Genomic DNA, 19,710 nt, shown 5'->3' with positions numbered 1-19,710 from the left:
CGCTATTATCGGTCTATTTGAAGTCGTGTGGTAAAAATTTATCTAAGCGTAGCATCGGCACTTGTCCACGCGTTTTAATGAGCATCAACCAATCTGTTAGGAACTGATTCACTTGATGTTTTTCATCAGGATGTCGCATTTCTGGATTGGGCTGCTGATAGTTTACACGCAGCCGACTCACCCCCTGACTCGAGAGCACCTCTGCCATCCGAACATCATGATATAGACGCACGTCGAGTTGTGTCAGTAAGTAATCAGCTGACCAATGCTCTCGCTTTTGCGCAATGCGGACATCACTGGTGTATTTTGACTCACTCAACTGAGTAATTTCAAACGTTAGGTGCGCGCCAGCACGAATGACATGTGGGTGTTCTGAGTCCGGTACAAGTCGTACCAACCCGGCATAGTTGCGTTCATTAATACGATGTAACTCAGCTACATCAATAACGTACCGCTCATCTCTCATAGTCGACGCTTTACACCTTAATTATTTGGCAAATGGTAGCTTATTAATATGTAATTGAAGCCATTGTAGACCAATCACACTAGCTGCATTATTAATGCGCCCTTGCTCTAACCATTCTATCACGCTTTCGAAGGGTTTGACGTGCACGCGGATATCCTCATGTTCCGACTCGACTCCTGCTAGCTCAGCCGCTTGGCTGGCATCGACTTCAGCAATATAAATAGTTAAGCGCTCGTCAGTCCCCCCGGGGCTTGAATAATAACTCAATGCTTTGACTAACTGCTTAGCGCGCAGCCCCGCCTCTTCAAATAATTCACGATGCGCCACTTGTTCGGGCGTTTCATCGCCATCAAACATGCCAGCAACAAACTCTAACAACCAAGGACCGTATTCGTTTTTCATAGCTCCCATACGAAACTGCTCTAAAACCACGAGTTCCTGAGTGATTGGGTCATAGGGAATCACCACTACGGCATCACCGCGCTCCATCAGTTCGCGCGTAATCGAGGGTCCCCACCCGCCAGCAAACAATTTATGTTTGAGTGTGTACTGGTTTACCGACAAAAATCCCTTATAAAGTGAATCTTTACTTTCAATTTGAACATCATCTTTACTAAACTGTTTCACCATGACTCCTAACTAACGCTAAAAAGAAGCAGCTCATCTATTTGCATACATTCTGTTACACTTAAGCGTGATCTGAAACCTTCTTTCGCTTAAAGTTAAGCCAGATTAAGTTTAAACTGGTAATCATTCAAACGTGTATGTAAACTTATTGAATATTCAAAGCGACTCATACACTGATTACACTGTCGAATACCATCAGCACAGGGCAACGTTAGCAATGAAAAAACATTTAGTGTCCATTACTGTTGGCTTAGCGCTAGCCACAGCGAGTTTTACTACCAGCGCAGAAGATTTACGTGACGTATACCAGTTAGCTGTGAAGAACGATCCAGCTTTACTCCGGGCAGCCGCCGAGCGTGATGCCGCACAAAAGAACGTCGATATCGCTAATTCCGCATTCTGGCCACAGATCGCGGGCGAAGTTGGCATCAGTGATTCTTCATCAGAATCATTCCAGCCAGGCTTAGGCACATACAAGCGCGATTCAAATGGCTGGAGCGCTGGCGTTAGCTTAAATCAAAACATTTTTGACTGGAGCACATGGAAAGAGTCAGATATCGCTAACAAACAAGCCTATCGCGCTGAAGTCGCTTATCAAGCCGCGGAACAATCATTGCGCTTACGCGTCGTAAACGCCTACTTTGGTGCACTGCAAGCAAAAGACGACTTAGCCTTTGCCCAATCTGAAAAACGAGCAATCGAGCGCCAGCTAGAACAGACTAAACAACGGTTTTCAGTCGGTCTGACTGCGATTACTGACGTTCATGAAGCGCAGGCTCAATATGACAGCGCTGTTGCTCGCGAAATTCAAGCGCGTAACGCCGTTGAAATTGCGATGGAAAATATTCGCGAAATCACAGGTCAGTATCCGCAATCCTTAGCCGGTCTCAATACCGATACTTTTTCGCCTTCTGACCCTCAGCCTGCGGAAGTCCTCCGTTGGGTTAAAAAGGCTGAAAATAACAATCTAAATCTCATGCAAAGCATGGTGAATGTTGACATCGCCGAGCAGCAGATCGAAGTTAATCAAGCCGGTCACTACCCGACTGTTGGCTTAACAGCAAGCTACAGTACTCAAGACAGTGAAACCACGATCGACGGTACCACCATAGACTTACCTCGACTTGACACGCGCTCTATTGGTGTAAAAGTTTCTGTACCAATCTTCAGCGGTTTCCGGACCTCATCACAAGTTGCTCAGGCACGCGACAACTATGTTGCTGCAAGCCAATCAATGGTGGAAACTCAGCGCTCGGTTGAGCGTCAAGTTCGCAATGCCTACTACGAGGTCAATGCATCAATTGCGAGTATCCGTGCATTCCAGCAAGCAGTAACCTCAGCCGAGAGTGCACTAAAAGCAACGGAAGCAGGCTTTGAAGTGGGTACTCGGACTATCGTCGATGTACTTAACAGTACCCGTAATTTGTTCGATGCACGCCGTAATCTAGCGCAGGCACGCTACGGCTATATTCGTCAGCGTATCAACCTCGAACAAACGGTTGGGGAATTGCAAGCTGATGATTTGCAAGCCATCAACGAAAGCCTCTCTGAAAATGTTGATAGCACGGCGGCTGAATAAGTCGTTCAATTAAGCTTCAACACTGAACGTGCAGTGAATGGTCGGTTCACTGCACGTTTTTGATTTGTGTTAATCTACGTATTATTCGTTCCAAAATAAGAACTGTGTCCGTGATCGAACAACCCAAGTTTAAACTCTATTTTTTACACCCTAAGTTCTGGCTAACTTGGCTCGGTGTTATTTTCCTTTATTCTGTTTCATGGTTACCGTATCGCCTACAGATCGCCATGGGTAAAGGCTTGGGCCGATTGTTAATGAAGGCGTTACCGCGTCGAGTCGCCATTGCACGCCGTAACTTAGCACTGGCATTTCCCGATAAACCGGCCGATGAGATCGAACGATTAGTTAAGAAAAACTTAGAAAATACGGGAATCGCCTATTTCGAAGTGGGTATCGCGTGGTGGTGGCCGAATTGGCGTATCAAACGCAAGCTGCACGTCCATGGCGAAGAAAACCTAAGAGATGCTCAAGAAGGCGGCAAAGGCGTATTAATGCTCTTGTTCCACTTCTTGAGTTTAGAGGTTCATGCACGTTTACACGGCTTTGTTGAGCCTGCAGTTGGACTCTATCGTCCTCACAACAATGCCGTTATGGAGTACTTACAGACTAAAGGGCGCGCGCGTTCAAACAAGTATATGATCCAACGTCGCGATGTAAAAGGCATGGTCAATGCTATCAAGAACGGTGAAATAGCCGGTTATTTACCGGATCAAGACTATGGCCGTCGCCGCGTCGTATTCGCTCCCTTTTTCGCAGTCCCTGACGCTTCTACAACCACCGGCACCATGCTGTTCGCCAACCACAAAAACTGCAACGTTATTGTCAGTCGTTGCGTTCGACGTGAAGATGGCACGGGCTACGATGTTTACTACGAGCCTAAGTTAGTCAACTTCCCGATAGGCGATGACCTCGCCGACGCAACGCTCATTAACCAACTGGTTGAGCAAGCCGTATTGAAAGCGCCTGAACAGTACCTATGGGTCCATCGACGCTTCAAAACACGACCCCAAGAGGATATGCCGAGCTACTACAGCTAAATGCCGCTCGCATTTGCGCTCAGTAAACGCGACCAAACACGACGAACCGCATCACGCTCTGTGGTTAAGTCGTGTTGGCTTAACGCATCTTCGCCCTGTAATGCCAACGCATGGCTCTCACAGCGAAAAATTTGATACGCGTTGATAAGATCTTGTGCTTCCACAGGATCGATTAAATGACACTGTTCGGCGCAAGTTAGGATACGAATATTGTCCGAATACTCGGTCAATTGTGGATAATCATGCGCATAGTTGAGTACTAGATACTGCGCAATAAACTCGATGTCCGCTATCCCGCCTGGATCTTGCTTGATATCGAAGTGAGTGCCCCCGCTTGAAAGATGTGCCCGCATCTTTTGGCGCATCGCAAGAATATCTTCCCGTAAGCTAGTTGCTTCTCGCGTACGCGACAAAATGGCGCAACGGATATCTTGTAAGTCAGCTTGCACAGCATCGGTCCCGTATATCGGGCGCGCACGCACCAAAGCCTGCAACTCCCAAGTCCATGCATCATCGCGTAAGTAGCGGATAAACGAATCTAACTGCGTTACCAATAAGCCAGCTTGACCAGAGGGTCTTAAGCGTAAATCAACCTCGTATAAAACTCCCGCCACGGTTCGTGTAGTAAATAAGTGCAGAATACGCTGCGCCAATCGCAAGTAAAATTGTTGCACTTCGATAGGTTTGGCACCATCAGTGTAGCCTTCGTACTGCGCGTGAGTCACAAAGACCAAATCAAGATCTGAGCCATATCCGAGCTCCAACCCCCCTAGCTTACCGTATGCCAGTACGCCAAAGCCCGTATCCTGTATCGAACGTCCTGGCGGTGTGCCGTGACGCTGCGCCATTTGTCGCCAAGCCAGATGCACGACTTCTGCGGTCACCGCCTGAGCCAAATAACTCAAGTGGTCACTTACTTTCATAAGCTCTAAGCCACCCGTGATATCCGCAGCCGCAATTTTAAGCTGCAACACCTGTTTCGCTTGCCGTAACGCATCCATTTGTGACTCTAAATCATCTTCGGGCGTGCGTATCAGAAACTCATTGAGTACGCTTGGGTAATCAGTCAAATCAGGTAGTTGGTACAAGTGCTGCGGATCGATCAGCTCGTCGAGTAGAATAGGATGCAGTGCCAATTGCTGCGAAACCCACGGTGAAGCGGCACACAGACGACAAAGTTGAACTCGGGCGCCTGGGTTTTCGGCCAACAACTCAATGTAAGCTGTTCTACTCATAATGGCGCGAATAACAGTAAGCACACGCTCAAGAATCGTCATCGATTGAGGTTGCGCTATCATCTGCCGAAATAACAATGGCATTAAACGCGCTAATGCGGCTCGACCTCGCGGCCCCGAACTTCGCTTACGAGCTTCACTGCGAAATTGCTTGATTAAACGCCAGATACCGTCAACATCTTGCTCACCTTCTGCAGCAATAATTTCCAGTGCCGCGTCGTCTTCGAGCATATCTTGCCATAGCACTTGTAGACTTTGCTCTTCCTCGTCGCACTCAGATCCTTCACCTACCACTTGCTTAAATTCATTGTGAATAAAGTCCATCGCTTGAACAATGCGTTGCTCAAGCTGAGCAAAGTCTTCCTCACCCATGAGATAAGCAAGTTTCTCTTGCGCTGATTCATCGTGAGGTAGCTTTTGCGTTTGCTCATCAGCTAATTGTTGCAGTCGATGTTCAACTTCACGAAGCAACTCATAGGCTTGCAGTAGACGTTTTGCCACTGACCCTTGGAAGATGTCGAGGTTGACCATTGCCTCGTATGCACGATAGATTGAGCGCGTTTGTAACGACTTCTCGCGTCCACCACGGATCAACTGATGGGCTTGGGCAATGAACTCAACTTCTCGTATCCCACCCGCTGCTAACTTAATATTACCCTGTGCGCCCTGTCGCCTGGTCTCCTGAGTAATCAGAAGCTTCATTTTGCGCAGCGCTTCAATAGCACCGAAATCAATGTAACGTCTGTAGACAAACGGCCGGATGAGTTCTTGAAATGCATTTGTCTGCTTCTTGCCTAAACGATTGAGCAGCCGTGCCTTTACCATCGCATAGCGTTCCCAGTCACGCCCTTGCTCCTGATAGTAATGCTCTAAAGCCGCTAAGCTCGTGACCAGCGGGCCTGACTGTCCAAAAGGCCGAAGCCGCATATCGACACGAAACGCTTGACCATCAAACGTGTTTTCATCCAAAACAGCGATTAACGCCTGAGCTAACCGAGTAAAAAACACGGAGTTTTCTACCGACCGCGAGCCGCCCTGTGTTTCACCCTGCTCTGGATAATAAAAAATAAGATCGATATCAGAGGAAAAGTTGAGCTCACGACCGCCGAGCTTGCCCATACCGAGCACATAAAGATGCTGCAGTTCGCCATCAATATCGAGCGGACGCCCTAAACGTTGATAAAAGCGCTGTTCAAGCCAGTGTAATGATTCGATAATCAATGTATCGGCGAGTTCCGAATAAAAGGCGAGTGATTCAGCTAAGCTGCGTTGACCTTGCCATTCTAATAGCGCACTCGCTGCCATGTGAGCATGCCTGAATCGCCTCACAGCAGCTTTTAGTTCATTCTCGGACTCAACCGCTGCAATATGAGTTAAAAAAGCCGCTCGAATCTCATTTGCCGAAATCGGTTCAAGCCACGCTGCGGCTAACGCTTCGGGATACCGCTCAGCTACCTCGCCAATAAAAGAGGAGACGGCGACACCATGACGTAGTGAATTGAGCATGCCTTGCGGTAAACGGATCTGCTCGTGAATACGCTGCCAAACTGGCTCCGAGGCTTCAATAAAGTGTTTTGCCGGTACTCGGTCTAATCGGTTTTGCATGGTCACCCACTTATTGCTGCCAATAAGGTTCACGACGTAATGCCGCCTTGCGTGAGTACTCTAAAGCAGTTAGTAAGGATTCGCGTTGAACTTTTTGCCATTCCAGTAATTTCTCATCGGCAAGATCATCACTGTTTTTTACCATTTCATGTAGAATGTGGAGCGCGTTAATTTCACGAATCCCCCGCGCTAGGTCAAGCCACGGCGAACGGAAGTTATCACGCTGCTGAGCATCGTACAGCTGACCTAAGCAGGTACCTAGCATTAAGCTATGTTGTAAAGCCGGCAACAACTTTAAATAACGCTCTTCTGACATATCCTCAACTTCCTCGAACGCCGCTTGAACGTCTTTCCAGTCGTTGCGTAAAAGTTCTGTACTCCAACTTTGACAAGGCTGCTCAAGCGCCTCGTTAGTCGGCTTTTCCATTAAAAATTGAGACAAATCGAGCAATACACATTGATAACTATCAGAACGCACCACCTTGACCAATTCTGCTAATTGTATCACTTGCTGTTGAGTATCCTCTAAATGCTCGTACAAACTTGATTGCTTTTTTAACGCTCGATGATAAGCGCCATCTTCGGCCGTGAGCTCAGCCAATCCTTCAAAACGCTTTAGCCAGCTTAGCGGCTGGTGGATTTCCGCTAATTGTTCAGGCAGATCGCGACAGTCAATGTCGAGACTTCTCAGCTGATCAATGACTGCGCGGCAAAGATAAATTCCGTCGGCCATACCTTGAGCAGCGCGAACGTGGGCGTGATACTCCAGACATGCCTCGTTGTGTTGCCAATGACGCAAACCGTACTCGAGCGCCTTATAAAGTGCGTCGGCGAGCGAATAATCCGAATTAATATCAACAAAGTGCGTTTGAACAAAGGGTTCCAACGCACTCTTTCCTGCTAATAAGTAACCACGCGCGGCTTTACTGAGAGAACCCATTCGTGCGTTCGCTTTTTTCACGAGACGTTCCGCTAAACGATAGACATCAGCAAGGTCGCCGCCTTGTAGCTCTAGCTCCATCTCAACGATTCGTTCTGTTTTTTCACCCGCGACAATCTCACCCATATCAAGCACAAGTTCAATCTGACCATCCCCGCTTGGAATGTGCCATTTGTGGCGAGTGAAGTCCGTTTTGAAAAGCGCTTGTAGATCGCGCTGGATATCGTATACAGGGAAATCATCCGGCCATATCCCCTCATCAAATAAGGTGATATCCGGCTCCATCGAGTCAACATTAAGGTTATATTCTGGTCGTTCGTGCATGCCGCCAAGAACTCGACCTGCCAACTTGATTGTTTGCTCTAATTGATCTCCTGAACGTCTGATACGTAAACCCATATCATACTGTCGTAAACGCAGATCGCTGGTATCAAAGTATGCGTTCGCCAATTCGAGCGCCTGATAAGACGATTCTGCCCCGTGCTCTTGAGCCACGGTTCGACATTCATTGAGTGTATTCTCACGCTGTTGTGGCTCAATTAATAGTTTGAGCTCAATTTCTTGTGACATGTTGGGATACCCAGTGCTGGAAGCTTTGTGCTAAAGGTACTGACTTGTTTCCAAAGGGTCAATAAACATTGTTTTCAAGGCTTTATTGACAGCCATCGAGAAAATATGCAACGTGGCCTTGGAAAGTCTTTACCGGCGCAAAAATAATCGTATACTTGCGCCCGATTCCCATCGTTGGGGAAGCACGCCGAGCTTCGGCCTGGCCAAACAGGAGATGCTATGTTCAAAGCGAGTGAGGTGCTATCCAAAAGCCATCAGGCAGAGGATCTGAAGTCCTTACAGCAAGCGATAACCGACAATTATATCGTCGATGAAGATGCATATATGCGTGAGTTGTTGCCGCTGGTGCCATCAGATGATGACGCGGTTAGTACAGTGACGGAGCGCGCCGCCAAGTTAGTCGAGCAAGTGCGAGAGCAGGCCGACAATGGTATGGTCGATTCGTTTTTGCAAGAGTACAGCTTAGACACCAAAGAGGGTATCATCCTCATGTGTCTTGCCGAGGCTCTGTTACGTATTCCCGATGCAGCCACTGCAGACGCTCTGATACAAGACAAATTATCAGGCGGTGATTGGCAAAAGCATATGGGCCAAAGTGCTTCATGGTTAGTTAATTCCGGTACTTGGGGGTTAGCGCTTACCAACGGCGTTATCAATCCCACCGGAAAAGCGATGGAAACGCCACGAGGCACCTTCCGCCGCATGATCCGCAAGCTAGGTAAACCCGTGGTTCGTAAAGCAACGTATGCCGCGATGCAAATTATGGGTAAACAGTTTGTTTTAGGCCGTACGATTGAGGAAGCCTTAAAAGAAAGTCGTGAAAATCGCGACAAAGGCTATACCCACGCTTACGATATGCTCGGCGAAGCCGCATTAACGATGAGTGATGCAGAGTACTACAAGCAACAGTACGTCAATTCGATTAAAACCATCACCAATGAAAAATTCAATAATCCGGATGCACCGCGCCCCACGATTTCTATCAAACTATCGGCGTTGCACCCGCGTTACGAGGCATCGAACCACGAACGCGTATTAACTGAGTTGGCGACGACGCTCACCGACCTCGTCAAGCTTGCGAAAGAAGCTGATGTTGGCGTGACCATCGATGCTGAGGAGGTGGATCGCCACGAATTATCACTCGAGTTATTCGAAAAAGTGTATCGGAGTGGTGTGTGTAAAGGCTGGCCGCGCTTTGGTTTGGTGGTTCAAGCCTACTCTAAGCGCGCATTGCCCACCTTATGCTGGATTACTGCGCTTGCCCGCGAGTGCGGCGATGAAATTCCTGTACGTTTAGTAAAAGGTGCGTACTGGGATAATGAGATTAAATGGAGTCAAGAGAATGGTGTCACAGGATATCCTGTGTTTACCCGCAAGGCTCACAGTGATCTTTCTTATATTGCCTGCGCACGTTACTTACTAAGCGATGATACGGATGGTGCCATCTATCCACAGTTTGCAACTCATAATGCGCAGACCATTATGTCCATTGAGCACATGAACGAGACGCATAAGCGCCGCATTGAGTATCAACGCCTACATGGTATGGGTGATAATCTTTATGACACGCTGATGAAGCAGAAGCCAGGTATGGTTGTGCGCATATATGCGCCCGTGGGTCCTCATCGCGATCTATTACCTTACTTAGTGCGCCGCTTACTCGAGAACGGTGCTAACTCGTCATTCGTTCATAAGCTACTTGATGCTGATACACCCGTCGACGAATTGGTTGTACATCCGCTGAAGACAGCAATGCGTCACGAAGTTTATGCTAACGACAAGATTCCACTTCCTCCTGCAATGTATGAGGAACGCAAAAATTCATTAGGATTGAATATGAATATTCACTCACAAGCAGATGATTTCATTGCCGCAGTACAACAGTATCGCGACAAACAATGGCAAGGTGGCCCAATTGTTGACGGTAAGACCGTAGAGACCGACCACCAAGTAAGCATCACTAGCCCGCAAGAGACTACAAAACAAGTGGGTAGTATTTATTGGGGCGATAAAAAGCTTGCTGAACAAGCATTGCAAAGCGCTAATAAAGCCTATCGTGCATGGCGTGAGGTGCCGGTTGACGAACGTGCGACCTGCCTCGAAAAATTTGCCGACTTAATGGAAGCTAACCGTAATGAATTAATTGCGCTGTGTTCCGTTGAGGCGGGCAAAGGCTTGCAAGACGGTATTGATGAAGTCCGTGAAGCCGTTGATTTCTGCCGCTACTATGCGAAAGAAGCGCGTAAATTAATGGACGGCGAGATTCAGTTGCCAGGTCCCACAGGCGAAGACAACAAACTGAAACTCGAAGGTCGCGGTACCTTTATTTGCATCAGCCCGTGGAACTTCCCTCTTGCTATTTTCGTTGGCCAAGTCGTCGCTGCACTGGTAACCGGTAACTCTGTTATCGCTAAACCAGCTGAGCAAACTGGGCTTATAGCATATCGTGCAGTACAACTTGCTCTAGAAGCCGGTGTGCCAGGCAATGTCTTGCACTTTATGCCAGGTAGTGGTGCCGAAGTCGGTAGTTTCCTGACTTCTCAGGAAGACATCGGCGGTGTTTGCTTCACAGGCTCTACCTATACAGCACAGGCAATCAACCGCGCTTTAGCAGCGCGCACTGGGCCTATCGTGCCGCTGATTGCCGAAACAGGCGGTCAGAATGCCATGTTAATCGATTCAACGTCGCTACCTGAGCAAGTGGTCACTGATGTTGTCGCAAGTGCATTCCAAAGTGCCGGACAGCGCTGCTCAGCACTGCGTGTTTTGTTTGTCCAAGATGATATTGCGGATCGTATTTTCGACTTACTGCGCGGTGCGATGGAAGAACTTGAAGTCGGCGATCCGTTGTTGCACGAAACCGATGTCGGTCCAGTCATTGACGGTATTGCTAAAACTAATTTGGAACAGCATATCTCAGATATTCAACAAGCGGGTCGTCTGATCGCTCGAGCGCCGATGCCTGATTATACTCAAGGCGGCACTTTTGTTGCGCCAACGGCTATTGAAATCGACAGCATCAGCCAGTTAGTCAAGGAAAACTTTGGTCCAATTCTTCATGTCATCCGCTACAAAACTGAAGAGTTGGATGATGTAATCGACAGTATCAACGGCACAGGTTACGGCCTTACATTTGGCATCCATAGCCGTAACGAAACGTTCGCGTATGACATCGCAAGCCGCGTTGATGTCGGTAACGTTTACATCAACCGTAACCAAATCGGTGCGATTGTCGGCGTTCAACCATTCGGTGGACGTGGTATGTCAGGTACTGGGCCGAAAGCAGGTGGACCGCACTACCTCACGCGTTTCATTACTGAAAAAACGCGTTCCGACAACATCACTGCTGTCGGTGGTAATGCGACACTACTCTCGCTGGACGACTAATCGATCGAGTTGTCTATCGATGCAAACAAAAGCGGCGGCGCCTCAGGCGCCGCTTTTTTGTAGGCTATCGGTTATCCTTAATAACAATGTCGGTTCCCTCAAGCTGCTGCTCAAGAGCTTCATCGTAAATAATATAAACTTCATGTTTACCACCTCCGTCACTAAATTCGACGGCGGCTATATCCGCTTCATGACGGACAACCCGCGGTGGTTCATTTAGCAGATAGTGTTTGGGTGGCAAGATAAAACGCCTTTCAACGAGTTCTCGCCCGTCCCAATACGCAGCTTCCTGTTTTGGTCGGAACTTAATTACGATAATAATAAATATCGTCATCGTTAACAGTACGCCAATAGCTATCAGCCACAACGGAACCTTTCCACCAATATAAATCGCCATCCATAGGGCTAAAAAAAAGCCGCCCCAACCTTGGGGGCGGCGACTATCGCGATAAAAGCTAATTGTTTGTTTAGAAGTCTTCGTCGTCATGTAAATATAAGCTCTCACTACCGTCTTCGATGGCACTGATCAATGACGAAATACGTGGCAATATCCGCGCAAAATAAAACCGTGCTGTCTTAATTTTGCTCGCCAAGTAAGGCCGTTCGCCTTGTTTTGTCTCTGCAACCAATGCCATACGTAACCATAAGTATGCATACGCAATATAACCGACCAAATGCAAATACTCCACCGCAACGGAGTTGACTTGATTCTCATCATTTTGCGTGCGCTCAATGATTTGTCCGGTCACGCGTTCTAGTTCATCAACGGCCTGCTTGAGTTGATTAAATTGAGCATTCCAGTTGTCGGTGGCAGCTTCATTAACAAATGCTTTAATCTCGGCAACAAATGGATGTAGCAGCTGACCTTTAGAACCAACCACTTTGCGCCCGAGTAAGTCGAGTGCTTGAATACCATTGGTGCCTTCATAAATTTGTGCAATGCGGGTGTCACGAATGAGTTGCTCTTGTCCCCACTCCCGAACATAGCCGTGACCGCCGAAAATCTGTTGTCCATGAATTGTTGACTCAAGACCCGTGTCCGTCAAAAAGGCTTTTGCAACAGGGGTTAGCAGTGCCACCATTGCGTCCGCCTGTTGCTTCACTTCATCTGACTCACCGTATTTTGCTCGGTCCAATTGTTGCCCAACCCAGGTTGAAAACGCACGTCCACCTTCGGTAAGTGACTTCATGGTTAACAACATCCGACGGATGTCGCCATGCACCAATAAGGGATCAGCAGCTGCACTCATATCACGCGTCGCTTTTGCACCGCGTCCCTGAATACGTTCTCTCGCATACTCCAACGCATTTTGATAAGAGCGTTCTGCGGTTCCAAGACCCTGAATCCCTACTCCCAGACGTTCATAGTTCATCATGGTAAACATCGCAGCCAAACCACGGTTAGGCTCACCGACCATCCAGCCGCGTGCGCCGTCAAAGTTCATCACGCAAGTAGCTGAACCATGGATTCCCATTTTATGTTCAATGGAGCCACAACTGACCGCATTACGCTCACCGACTGAGCCATCGTCGTTGACTAAAAATTTCGGCACTACAAAAAGCGATATACCTTTCGTGCCAGCGGGTGCGTCAGGCAATTTTGCCAGCACTAGGTGTACGATATTATCGACCAAATCATGTTCACCACCGGTGATGAAAATCTTGGTTCCTGAAATGAGATAGCTATCGTCACCTTGTGGTTCGGCTTTAGTTTTTATAATCCCTAAGTCAGTACCCGCATGAGGTTCAGTTAAGCACATGGTGCCGGTCCACTCGCCTTGCACCATTTTCTCTAGATAAGTTTGTTTGATGTCGTCGCTACCATGCAAATCAAGCGTCATGATGGCGCCAGAGGTTAGCCCAGGGTAAAGGGAAAAAGCGACATCGGCCGAACACAGCATTTCTTCGTACTGAGCTGAGAGTGATTTCGGTAGCCCCATACCACCAAAATCTGGGTTTGCGGTAACGCCCACCCAGCCACCTTCAGCTAATTGGCGGAAGTTTTCCTTATAAGCTGCGGGTGTCGTGACTTCACCGCCATTAAAACTCACGCCTTCCTCATCAGCTTGACGAGATACCGGCGCGATGAGCTGCTCAGCGACCTTTGCGGCTTCATCAAGAATCGCTGACGCTGTGTCTTGATCCATCATCTCCGCAAGCATGTCGCTTTTTTGCCAATCGGCGGTGACATTAAATACATCATGAAGGACAAAATCCATGTCATCTCTTGGCGCACGATAATCGGCCATGACCTACCTCTCTTTATACAAAGTTGAACCCGTTCGACGTTTTTTCAAACAGGCGTTTAATTCAGTTGTTTAAAGAGTAAAAAGGTCACGCTCAATTGTCAATCATTGGGCGCCTTTCCAATCAACCAGCGCTTCGACCGCGAAAAGCTTGCCCTGTCTGCGTAAAACCACTCGTTGTGGCTCGATCTTTACAACTTGCATGTCGCGAAATTGATCGCCAACCATTAGTTTTTGTTGATCAAGCTCTATCCACCGACGACTCTCATCAGAAACGTACATATGTGCATCGTACGTGAACGCACGAATCTGTCGCTGTAACGACGGATTGAGTTTCGATAAAGTAGGAATCACGCTATCGACGTCATTTTGCTTAGCATCGGCCGTTGCTTTAACAGCTTGTTCAAAGCGACTCAGCAAATCCTCAGAAATGCCCTCAGTAGCCAACGCATCTTGCTGACTTGCTGGCTGCTGAGCTGCTTGTCCTCTTGGATTAACAATTATCGGCTCGGGTTCAGCCGGCTTAGGCTCAGGTGCTGCCGCCCAATCGATGGTAGGTACTGTAGCCGCATTTCCCCAACGATAGACCTCTGGTTGCTGGGCCTGTTGCGCTACCGCGTTGTCTTGTTCACCCAAAGGGAGATACAAAACCACTAAACTGCAGGCGATGGCAGCTACACAAGCACCGATAGCCCACTTGGCAGTCCCTGAAGCCGAGTTTTTTTGCGCTGCGAATAGCTCGTTATTAAGTTGGCTTTGTGTGCGCACGATGGGGGACTGCTGTTGCTTTAGCGCTTTTAAGATAGAAGACATCAGTTAACCTCCTGTAAGCGCGGACCGGATTCAAAGTAGCGTGCACTTAACCACGCCAATGTAACTTGATTTAACTCGCCAGTGATCGGTAGTCCAGCTTGTCTTTGAATCGCTTGTAATTGTGCTTGCGCATTCAAACGCTGCTGGGTATCGCTTAAATAACGCGCCAGTTGCTCCTTAACCCATTGTGTCAAAGCTTCAGATTCCGTAGCCCCATCTTGGTATCGAATATCGGGTCGCTGATATAAGCCGATGACTTCTCCTGTCCACCCCTGGGTATCAACCGGTTCCATCGACTTCAATACGATGCCTGTTTGAGTATCTCGCAACAATAGCGCCGGGTAGTTTATTTGCTGTAATTGCGACACGCTGACCGCATTGGTTTTTAAGCAAGCGAGCTGATAATTCTTTACCCAATCACAAAAGGCTTGTTGCCGAGGCGGTTGAGGCAATTGCCACGCAGTCGCCAGTAATTGCGCATTTTGATAGTCATAGTTGCTAATCGGTTCTTCCACCTGAATCTCGGGAACTGACCACCAGCGCATCAGAGCGGCTATTATTACTGCCGCGATTGGCAGTAGAAGCCACGGCCAACGTGACGCCGTCTGAGCGCGTTGTTGAGGCTCGTCAAATTGGCCCAGCTCTTGTGAGGCGCGTTTAACATGCGCTTTGTCGACTTGCATTTGACCATCTGCGTAAGCAACTAAGAGCGCGCGATCGCAGAGTAAATTTAATAGCCTGGGTACTCCGCCCGTCAGTTTGTGGGCCGTCATCGCCGCAGGCTGAGTAAACAGTGCTCGGTTGGCGCCCGCCATCTGACAGCGATAAGCGATATATCGTTCGGTATCGTAGTTGGTCAATGGTAACAAGTGATAACGGGCTGTAATGCGCTGCGCCAGCTGTCGAAGCTCTTGCCGTTTTAGTAAGGTTTGTAGCTCAGGCTGTCCGATTAAAATGACCCGTAGTAACTTATTTTTTGTCGTTTCTAAATTGGTGAGTAACCGCAGCTGCTCGAGTACTTGGGGCTTTAAGTGTTGCGCTTCATCAATCAGCACGACACACTGACGATCCTGTTGATGAGCGTCGAGTAGAAACTGACTGATTTTATCGGTCAGTACTTTACGTGTTGCACGTCCTTTTTGATAGCGGATCCCCCACTCATCACATAACGTCGCCAACAACTCATTCTCGTTAAGCATCGGGTTTAGGATAAAGGCAATTTCTGTCGACTCGGGCAGTTGCTCAAGTAACGCACGCGATACCGTGGTTTTTCCCGTACCGACTTCTCCGGTCAGTAGAATAAAACCACCACTGCCTTGCAACCCCTGCACTAAATGCGCGAGCGCTTCTTGGTGACGTTCACTATGATAGAGAAAGTGCGGATCGGGCGCGATCGAAAATGGTTCTGCGGTTAATCCAAAATGCTGTTGATACATAGTCATGCCAAACTTTTTTAGCCTCAGTGTAACGAGTTACTTGCGCTTAAACTAGTGATTCGCGATCATCACCTTAAAGCATGGAGGTGCAATTGGATATATATTTAGTCGGTGGAGCCGTTCGAGACCAGTTATTGGGCTGTCCTGTCGGTGATAAAGATTATGTTGTGGTGGGCGCAACCCCTGACCAAATGCTCGCTTTAGGTTATCAACAAGTGGGTAAGGATTTTCCTGTGTTCTTACACCCACAGACACGGGAAGAGTATGCACTGGCGCGTACTGAGCGTAAGCAAGGACAAGGATACACGGGGTTTCAAGTTAATACAGATACAACGATAACGCTTTCCCAAGACTTAGAACGCCGAGATTTAACCATTAATGCCATCGCTGAAGACGAGCACGGACACCTGATCGATCCCTATGGCGGACAGCAAGATATTGAACGCAAGCTATTGCGTCACGTTTCGCCTGCGTTTGTTGAAGATCCCTTGCGAGTGCTTCGCGTGGCACGGTTCTATGCACGATTTAAACCCTTGGGCTTTACGGTCGCACAGGAAACCAAAAACCTGATGAAAGCCATGGCTCGTTCGGGCGAGTTAAAGACACTCGTTGCAGAACGAGTATGGCGAGAATGGGAAAAGGCGCTCGCCACCGATGCGCCAGCAGCGTTTATTGAGCTATTAGTCGAAATTGATGCATGGTCGCAGGTGATGCCTGAATTGACGATATCGCCCTCATCAGTGAGCGACCTACAACAAATTAGCCAAGTCACACAGTGCACTCACACACGATTTGCAACGCTCATGTTACGCCAAGGCGATACTTTTGAAATTAATTTGTTGAGTCAAAAGCTACGTCTGCCCAATCAGTATAAACGGTTAGCACAAGCAGTGTTTGGTAGCCGCAAGTGGTTATTGCAACCCTCACCACTCAGTCCCGCACAACTATTAGAGCTTGCTAATGGCGCTGATATGTGGCGCCAACCAGAGCGCATCGAGCAATTGGCACACATCCGCCATATCGCACGACCTAATATCAGTGATGGCTGTATTGTAAGTGCCTTGACTCAGGCTCGATCGATTGATGCCTCATCTATCGTTGCACGAGGCCTTAAAGGGCCTGAGGTAGGCCAAGTACTGAATGAGGAGCGCTTGTTAGCGATAAAACGTGGCTTAATTTAAAACGGCAGCCAACGCTCATCTTTGAGTGGAGCTAGCTGTTGTGTTCGGTTATAAGTTTGCCACAAAGCACGATAGGTTTTGCCGTTAACCGGATGTCTGCGCATCGGTGCGATATCCGCTAGCGGCAATAAAACGAAGGCATTCTCTAAAATTTCAGCACGCGGTAATTGAGGCTCTGATTCGCGAACCAAGTCATCGTATAGCAGTACGTCGATATCCAACGTACGGGGACTAAATTTAGGCCCCCCGTGAGTACGTCCATGCGCTTTCTCAATCGCCTTACACTGCTGAAGGACCGATTCGACATCGAGCGTTGTGGTTACTTCAACTACGAGGTTATAAAACGCATGTCCTGCAAAGCCAACCGCTTCACTTTCATAGACCTGGGAACGCTGCACCCAGTTAAAGTGCTCGTTGATATCAATCAGCCCATTAAGGATGTGGCGCTCTCGGTCGGAGTTCGAACCCACACCTAAAAATACACGTGCCATCGCAATTATCCGAACGGTCCGTCTACACAGGTCCGCTGTATTTTTACAGCTACATTGTTTGCCGTCGGCACAGCGCCAGGCTTACTGACCTTTACCTGGACTTCATTAACACCAAAATCTTTAAATAATAACTCGGCAATACCTTCTGCAACGGTCTCAATTAATGCTCTCGGCTTTGCTTGAATCCAACGTTCAACGGCTTGGCTGACTGCGGCATAATCGAGCGCATCATCGATACTGTCCGACTGACCTGCGCGCTGGCAATCCCATGCCAGTGTGAGATCAATGATCAGCTTTTGTTGAATATCTTGTTCCCAGTCGTAAACGCCGATAGTTGCGTCAACTTCTAGCCCCTCAATCAGTACTTCATCTAATCCTTGTTGGGACATAAATTTCCTCATTGGTAATTCGACTAAAAACCGCTTATTCTAGGTCTATAAAGCTTAACCTAATCTTAGGAAGAATCGAACCCTATGAGCGCACTGACTTTACTGATGATACTCGCTGCCTATCTACTGGGCTCGATCAGTAGTGCCGTGCTCATTTGTAAGCTTTGGCGACTGCCCGACCCCAGATTATCGGGTTCCGGTAATCCCGGAGCGACCAATGTCTATCGAGTTGGGGGTAAACTGCCCGCAATATTGACGCTTCTGTTCGACGTGCTCAAGGGGATGATCCCTGTCTGGAGCTCCTATTTTTTAGGGATCGAACCGTTTTTTCTTGGCTTAATAGCTGTCGCCGCTTGCCTGGGTCATATCTTCCCCTTGTACTTTAATTTTCGTGGCGGCAAAGCCGTCGCAACCGCCCTAGGCTCAATGTTTCCTGTGGCTTGGGCGATGGCGCTGTTGCTGATCGCTACCTGGCTTCTGGTCTTCAAGCTGAGTCGCATTTCTTCTCTTGCTGCGCTCGTTACCGTGTGTCTTGCGCCGTTTTATGCATATTGGATAAAACCTCAATACACCGTGCCTGTAATTATGATTTCAGCGCTCATTCTGTGGCGCCATCAAGCGAATATTATACGACTCACATCAGGTAAAGAAACTTCATTTCGTAGAGATCAATAACTTTAAGAACCGTGCGCAGCAAGATCAGTTAATGGCCAACGCGGGAAAGTTTTGATCGCCAACCCTGTTTTTTCGCCCGCCTCTAAACGAAGGGCGCCTGCTAACGCAATCATGGCACCATTGTCAGTGCAAAACTCTGTTCTTGGATAGAACACCTGCCCTTTCAATTTCGTCATTAAATGTTCAAGTTGTTGGCGCAAGTGTTTATTAGCGCTCACCCCGCCCGCAACAACGAGTCGCTGGCGTCCAGTTTGTTTGAGCGCACGCTTACATTTAATAGCCAGAGTATCAACGACAGCATCCTCGAATGCGCGGGCAATATCAGCTCGCGTTTGATCATCATTAGGACTGCTCGCCAACGTATTGGCGGTAAACGTTTTTAAGCCACTAAACGAAAAATCGAGACCTGGACGATCGGTCATTGGACGCGGAAACTTAAAACGTTCAGAACGCCCACTTTCAGCAAGTCGAGCCAGTCGAGGTCCTCCCGGATAATCCAGCCCCATCAACTTGGCTGTTTTATCAAACGCTTCACCAGCCGCATCGTCGACCGACTCTCCAAGCAACTCGTATTGTCCAATTCCTTTCACATCAACTAGTTGCGTGTGTCCCCCAGAAACGAGTAGCGCGACAAAGGGAAACTCGGGACGTGCATCTTCTAACATCGGAGCCAGCAGGTGCCCTTCCATGTGGTGAACGCCCACCGCTGGAACATCCCAAGCGAAAGCGAGGCTTCGACCTATACAACTACCGACAAGCAAAGCTCCGACTAGACCCGGGCCACAGGTGTAAGCTATCGCATCAATATCTTCCCGCGATAGCTCGGCTTCGGCAAACGCTTCCTGTATAAGCGGCAACACTTTACGAACGTGGTCCCGAGAAGCCAACTCCGGAACTACACCACCATAATCTGCGTGCAGTTTTACTTGTGAGTATAATTTATGCGCCAGTAGCCCGTTCTCAGTGTCATAAATAGCGATCCCCGTCTCGTCACACGACGTTTCGATACCCAGAACTTTCATACCTATACAAC

General features: G+C 48.3%; 16 protein-coding genes. 5 read left to right on the top strand and 11 right to left on the bottom strand.

Annotated elements, in window-relative coordinates; all coding sequences use genetic code 11:
- Positions 1–13 precede the first annotated feature (13 nt).
- Together AC3AP5_RS01795 and AC3AP5_RS01790 are read right to left on the bottom strand one after the other, a co-directional pair.
- Positions 14–466, bottom strand: coding sequence for a DUF1249 domain-containing protein (locus AC3AP5_RS01795; RefSeq protein WP_487326936.1), 453 nt, complete (start codon positions 464–466; stop codon positions 14–16).
- Between the two features lie 21 nt (positions 467–487).
- Positions 488–1,096 carry an NUDIX domain-containing protein gene (locus AC3AP5_RS01790; protein WP_272977943.1) on the bottom strand — a complete coding sequence of 203 codons (609 nt, stop codon included), beginning with the start codon at positions 1,094–1,096 and terminating at the stop codon, positions 488–490.
- A gap of 214 nt (positions 1,097–1,310) precedes the next feature.
- Here AC3AP5_RS01790 and tolC point away from each other — a divergent pair, with 214 nt between their 5' ends.
- Together tolC and lpxL are read left to right on the top strand one after the other, a co-directional pair.
- The gene (tolC, locus tag AC3AP5_RS01785) at positions 1,311–2,672 is read left to right on the top strand and encodes an outer membrane channel protein TolC (protein ID WP_286682134.1); all 1,362 of its coding nucleotides are present in this window, start codon (positions 1,311–1,313) and stop codon (positions 2,670–2,672) included.
- Between the two features lie 110 nt (positions 2,673–2,782).
- Positions 2,783–3,709 carry an LpxL/LpxP family Kdo(2)-lipid IV(A) lauroyl/palmitoleoyl acyltransferase gene (lpxL, locus tag AC3AP5_RS01780; protein WP_006956102.1) on the top strand — a complete coding sequence of 309 codons (927 nt, stop codon included), beginning with the start codon at positions 2,783–2,785 and terminating at the stop codon, positions 3,707–3,709.
- Here the strand turns inward: lpxL and glnE are convergent.
- Together glnE and AC3AP5_RS01770 are read right to left on the bottom strand one after the other, a co-directional pair.
- Entirely contained in the window at positions 3,706–6,549 is a 2,844-nt protein-coding gene (gene glnE, locus AC3AP5_RS01775) for a bifunctional [glutamate--ammonia ligase]-adenylyl-L-tyrosine phosphorylase/[glutamate--ammonia-ligase] adenylyltransferase (protein ID WP_487326935.1), read from the bottom strand. The two genes, lpxL and glnE, sit on opposite strands and share 4 nt — an antisense overlap.
- Before the next feature lie 10 nt (positions 6,550–6,559).
- Positions 6,560–8,059 carry a CYTH domain-containing protein gene (locus AC3AP5_RS01770; protein WP_487326934.1) on the bottom strand — a complete coding sequence of 500 codons (1,500 nt, stop codon included), beginning with the start codon at positions 8,057–8,059 and terminating at the stop codon, positions 6,560–6,562.
- A gap of 219 nt (positions 8,060–8,278) precedes the next feature.
- Here AC3AP5_RS01770 and putA point away from each other — a divergent pair, with 219 nt between their 5' ends.
- Positions 8,279–11,446 (top strand): bifunctional proline dehydrogenase/L-glutamate gamma-semialdehyde dehydrogenase PutA, encoded by a 3,168-nt coding sequence (putA, locus tag AC3AP5_RS01765; protein ID WP_286682137.1) that lies wholly within the window; start codon positions 8,279–8,281, stop codon positions 11,444–11,446.
- Between the two features lie 64 nt (positions 11,447–11,510).
- Here the strand turns inward: putA and AC3AP5_RS01760 are convergent, their stop codons facing one another.
- From AC3AP5_RS01760 to AC3AP5_RS01745, 4 genes are all read right to left on the bottom strand, one after another.
- On the bottom strand, positions 11,511–11,933 hold the full coding sequence (locus AC3AP5_RS01760) for a hypothetical protein (RefSeq protein ID WP_272977751.1): 423 nt from the start codon (positions 11,931–11,933) through the stop codon (positions 11,511–11,513).
- Complete coding sequence (locus AC3AP5_RS01755; protein ID WP_272977750.1) at positions 11,914–13,695, bottom strand: acyl-CoA dehydrogenase C-terminal domain-containing protein; 1,782 nt, start codon at positions 13,693–13,695, stop codon at positions 11,914–11,916. The genes AC3AP5_RS01760 and AC3AP5_RS01755 overlap by 20 nt, the downstream gene beginning before the upstream one ends.
- A 102-nt stretch (positions 13,696–13,797) precedes the next feature.
- Positions 13,798–14,505: a general secretion pathway protein GspB gene (locus AC3AP5_RS01750; RefSeq protein WP_272977749.1), complete on the bottom strand. Its 708-nt coding sequence runs from the start codon at positions 14,503–14,505 to the stop codon at positions 13,798–13,800.
- Entirely contained in the window at positions 14,505–15,947 is a 1,443-nt protein-coding gene (locus tag AC3AP5_RS01745) for an ExeA family protein (protein WP_414653229.1), read from the bottom strand. Before AC3AP5_RS01745 ends, AC3AP5_RS01750 begins: the two co-directional genes overlap by 1 nt.
- 86 nt (positions 15,948–16,033) lie before the next feature.
- Here AC3AP5_RS01745 and AC3AP5_RS01740 point away from each other — a divergent pair, with 86 nt between their 5' ends.
- A complete protein-coding gene (locus AC3AP5_RS01740; RefSeq protein WP_272977748.1) occupies positions 16,034–17,122 on the top strand; it encodes a tRNA nucleotidyltransferase/poly(A) polymerase-related protein in 1,089 nt (362 codons plus the stop codon).
- On the opposite strand, the gene folK is transcribed toward AC3AP5_RS01740, so the two are convergent.
- Both folK and folB read right to left on the bottom strand, forming a co-directional pair.
- Positions 17,119–17,613 carry a 2-amino-4-hydroxy-6-hydroxymethyldihydropteridine diphosphokinase gene (gene folK, locus AC3AP5_RS01735; protein WP_006956146.1) on the bottom strand — a complete coding sequence of 165 codons (495 nt, stop codon included), beginning with the start codon at positions 17,611–17,613 and terminating at the stop codon, positions 17,119–17,121. The genes AC3AP5_RS01740 and folK overlap by 4 nt on opposite strands.
- Positions 17,614–17,618: 5 nt before the next feature.
- Positions 17,619–18,002: a dihydroneopterin aldolase gene (gene folB / locus AC3AP5_RS01730; protein ID WP_487326933.1), complete on the bottom strand. Its 384-nt coding sequence runs from the start codon at positions 18,000–18,002 to the stop codon at positions 17,619–17,621.
- Positions 18,003–18,086: 84 nt separating this feature from the next.
- Between folB and plsY the strand changes: the two genes are divergently transcribed.
- Positions 18,087–18,677, top strand: coding sequence for a glycerol-3-phosphate 1-O-acyltransferase PlsY (gene plsY, locus AC3AP5_RS01725; protein WP_006956144.1), 591 nt, complete (start codon positions 18,087–18,089; stop codon positions 18,675–18,677).
- 2 nt (positions 18,678–18,679) lie between these two features.
- Here the strand turns inward: plsY and tsaD are convergent, their stop codons facing one another.
- Entirely contained in the window at positions 18,680–19,699 is a 1,020-nt protein-coding gene (gene tsaD / locus AC3AP5_RS01720; protein ID WP_272977747.1) for a tRNA (adenosine(37)-N6)-threonylcarbamoyltransferase complex transferase subunit TsaD, read from the bottom strand.
- Between the last annotated feature and the right edge of the window lie 11 nt (positions 19,700–19,710).

Source organism: Idiomarina sp. D18 (assembly GCF_057748155.1).
Note: the sequence above shows the minus strand (reverse complement) of the source record. Positions and strands in the feature narration are given on the sequence as shown.

Excerpts from the sequence above, each read along its gene's own strand:
- AC3AP5_RS01770 (WP_487326934.1), bottom strand. The coding sequence starts at position 8,059 with ATGTCACAAGAAATTGAGCTCAAACTATTAATTGAGCCACAACAGCGT.
- glnE (WP_487326935.1), bottom strand. The coding sequence starts at position 6,549 with ATGCAAAACCGATTAGACCGAGTACCGGCAAAACACTTTATTGAAGCC.
- AC3AP5_RS01790 (WP_272977943.1), bottom strand. The coding sequence starts at position 1,096 with ATGGTGAAACAGTTTAGTAAAGATGATGTTCAAATTGAAAGTAAAGAT.
- AC3AP5_RS01795 (WP_487326936.1), bottom strand. The coding sequence starts at position 466 with ATGAGAGATGAGCGGTACGTTATTGATGTAGCTGAGTTACATCGTATT.
- AC3AP5_RS01760 (WP_272977751.1), bottom strand. The coding sequence starts at position 11,933 with ATGACGACGAAGACTTCTAAACAAACAATTAGCTTTTATCGCGATAGT.
- folB (WP_487326933.1), bottom strand. The coding sequence starts at position 18,002 with ATGTCCCAACAAGGATTAGATGAAGTACTGATTGAGGGGCTAGAAGTT.
- AC3AP5_RS01755 (WP_272977750.1), bottom strand. The coding sequence starts at position 13,695 with ATGGCCGATTATCGTGCGCCAAGAGATGACATGGATTTTGTCCTTCAT.
- AC3AP5_RS01745 (WP_414653229.1), bottom strand. The coding sequence starts at position 15,947 with ATGACTATGTATCAACAGCATTTTGGATTAACCGCAGAACCATTTTCG.
- folK (WP_006956146.1), bottom strand. The coding sequence starts at position 17,613 with ATGGCACGTGTATTTTTAGGTGTGGGTTCGAACTCCGACCGAGAGCGC.
- putA (WP_286682137.1), top strand. The coding sequence starts at position 8,279 with ATGTTCAAAGCGAGTGAGGTGCTATCCAAAAGCCATCAGGCAGAGGAT.
- tolC (WP_286682134.1), top strand. The coding sequence starts at position 1,311 with ATGAAAAAACATTTAGTGTCCATTACTGTTGGCTTAGCGCTAGCCACA.
- AC3AP5_RS01750 (WP_272977749.1), bottom strand. The coding sequence starts at position 14,505 with ATGTCTTCTATCTTAAAAGCGCTAAAGCAACAGCAGTCCCCCATCGTG.
- tsaD (WP_272977747.1), bottom strand. The coding sequence starts at position 19,699 with ATGAAAGTTCTGGGTATCGAAACGTCGTGTGACGAGACGGGGATCGCT.
- plsY (WP_006956144.1), top strand. The coding sequence starts at position 18,087 with ATGAGCGCACTGACTTTACTGATGATACTCGCTGCCTATCTACTGGGC.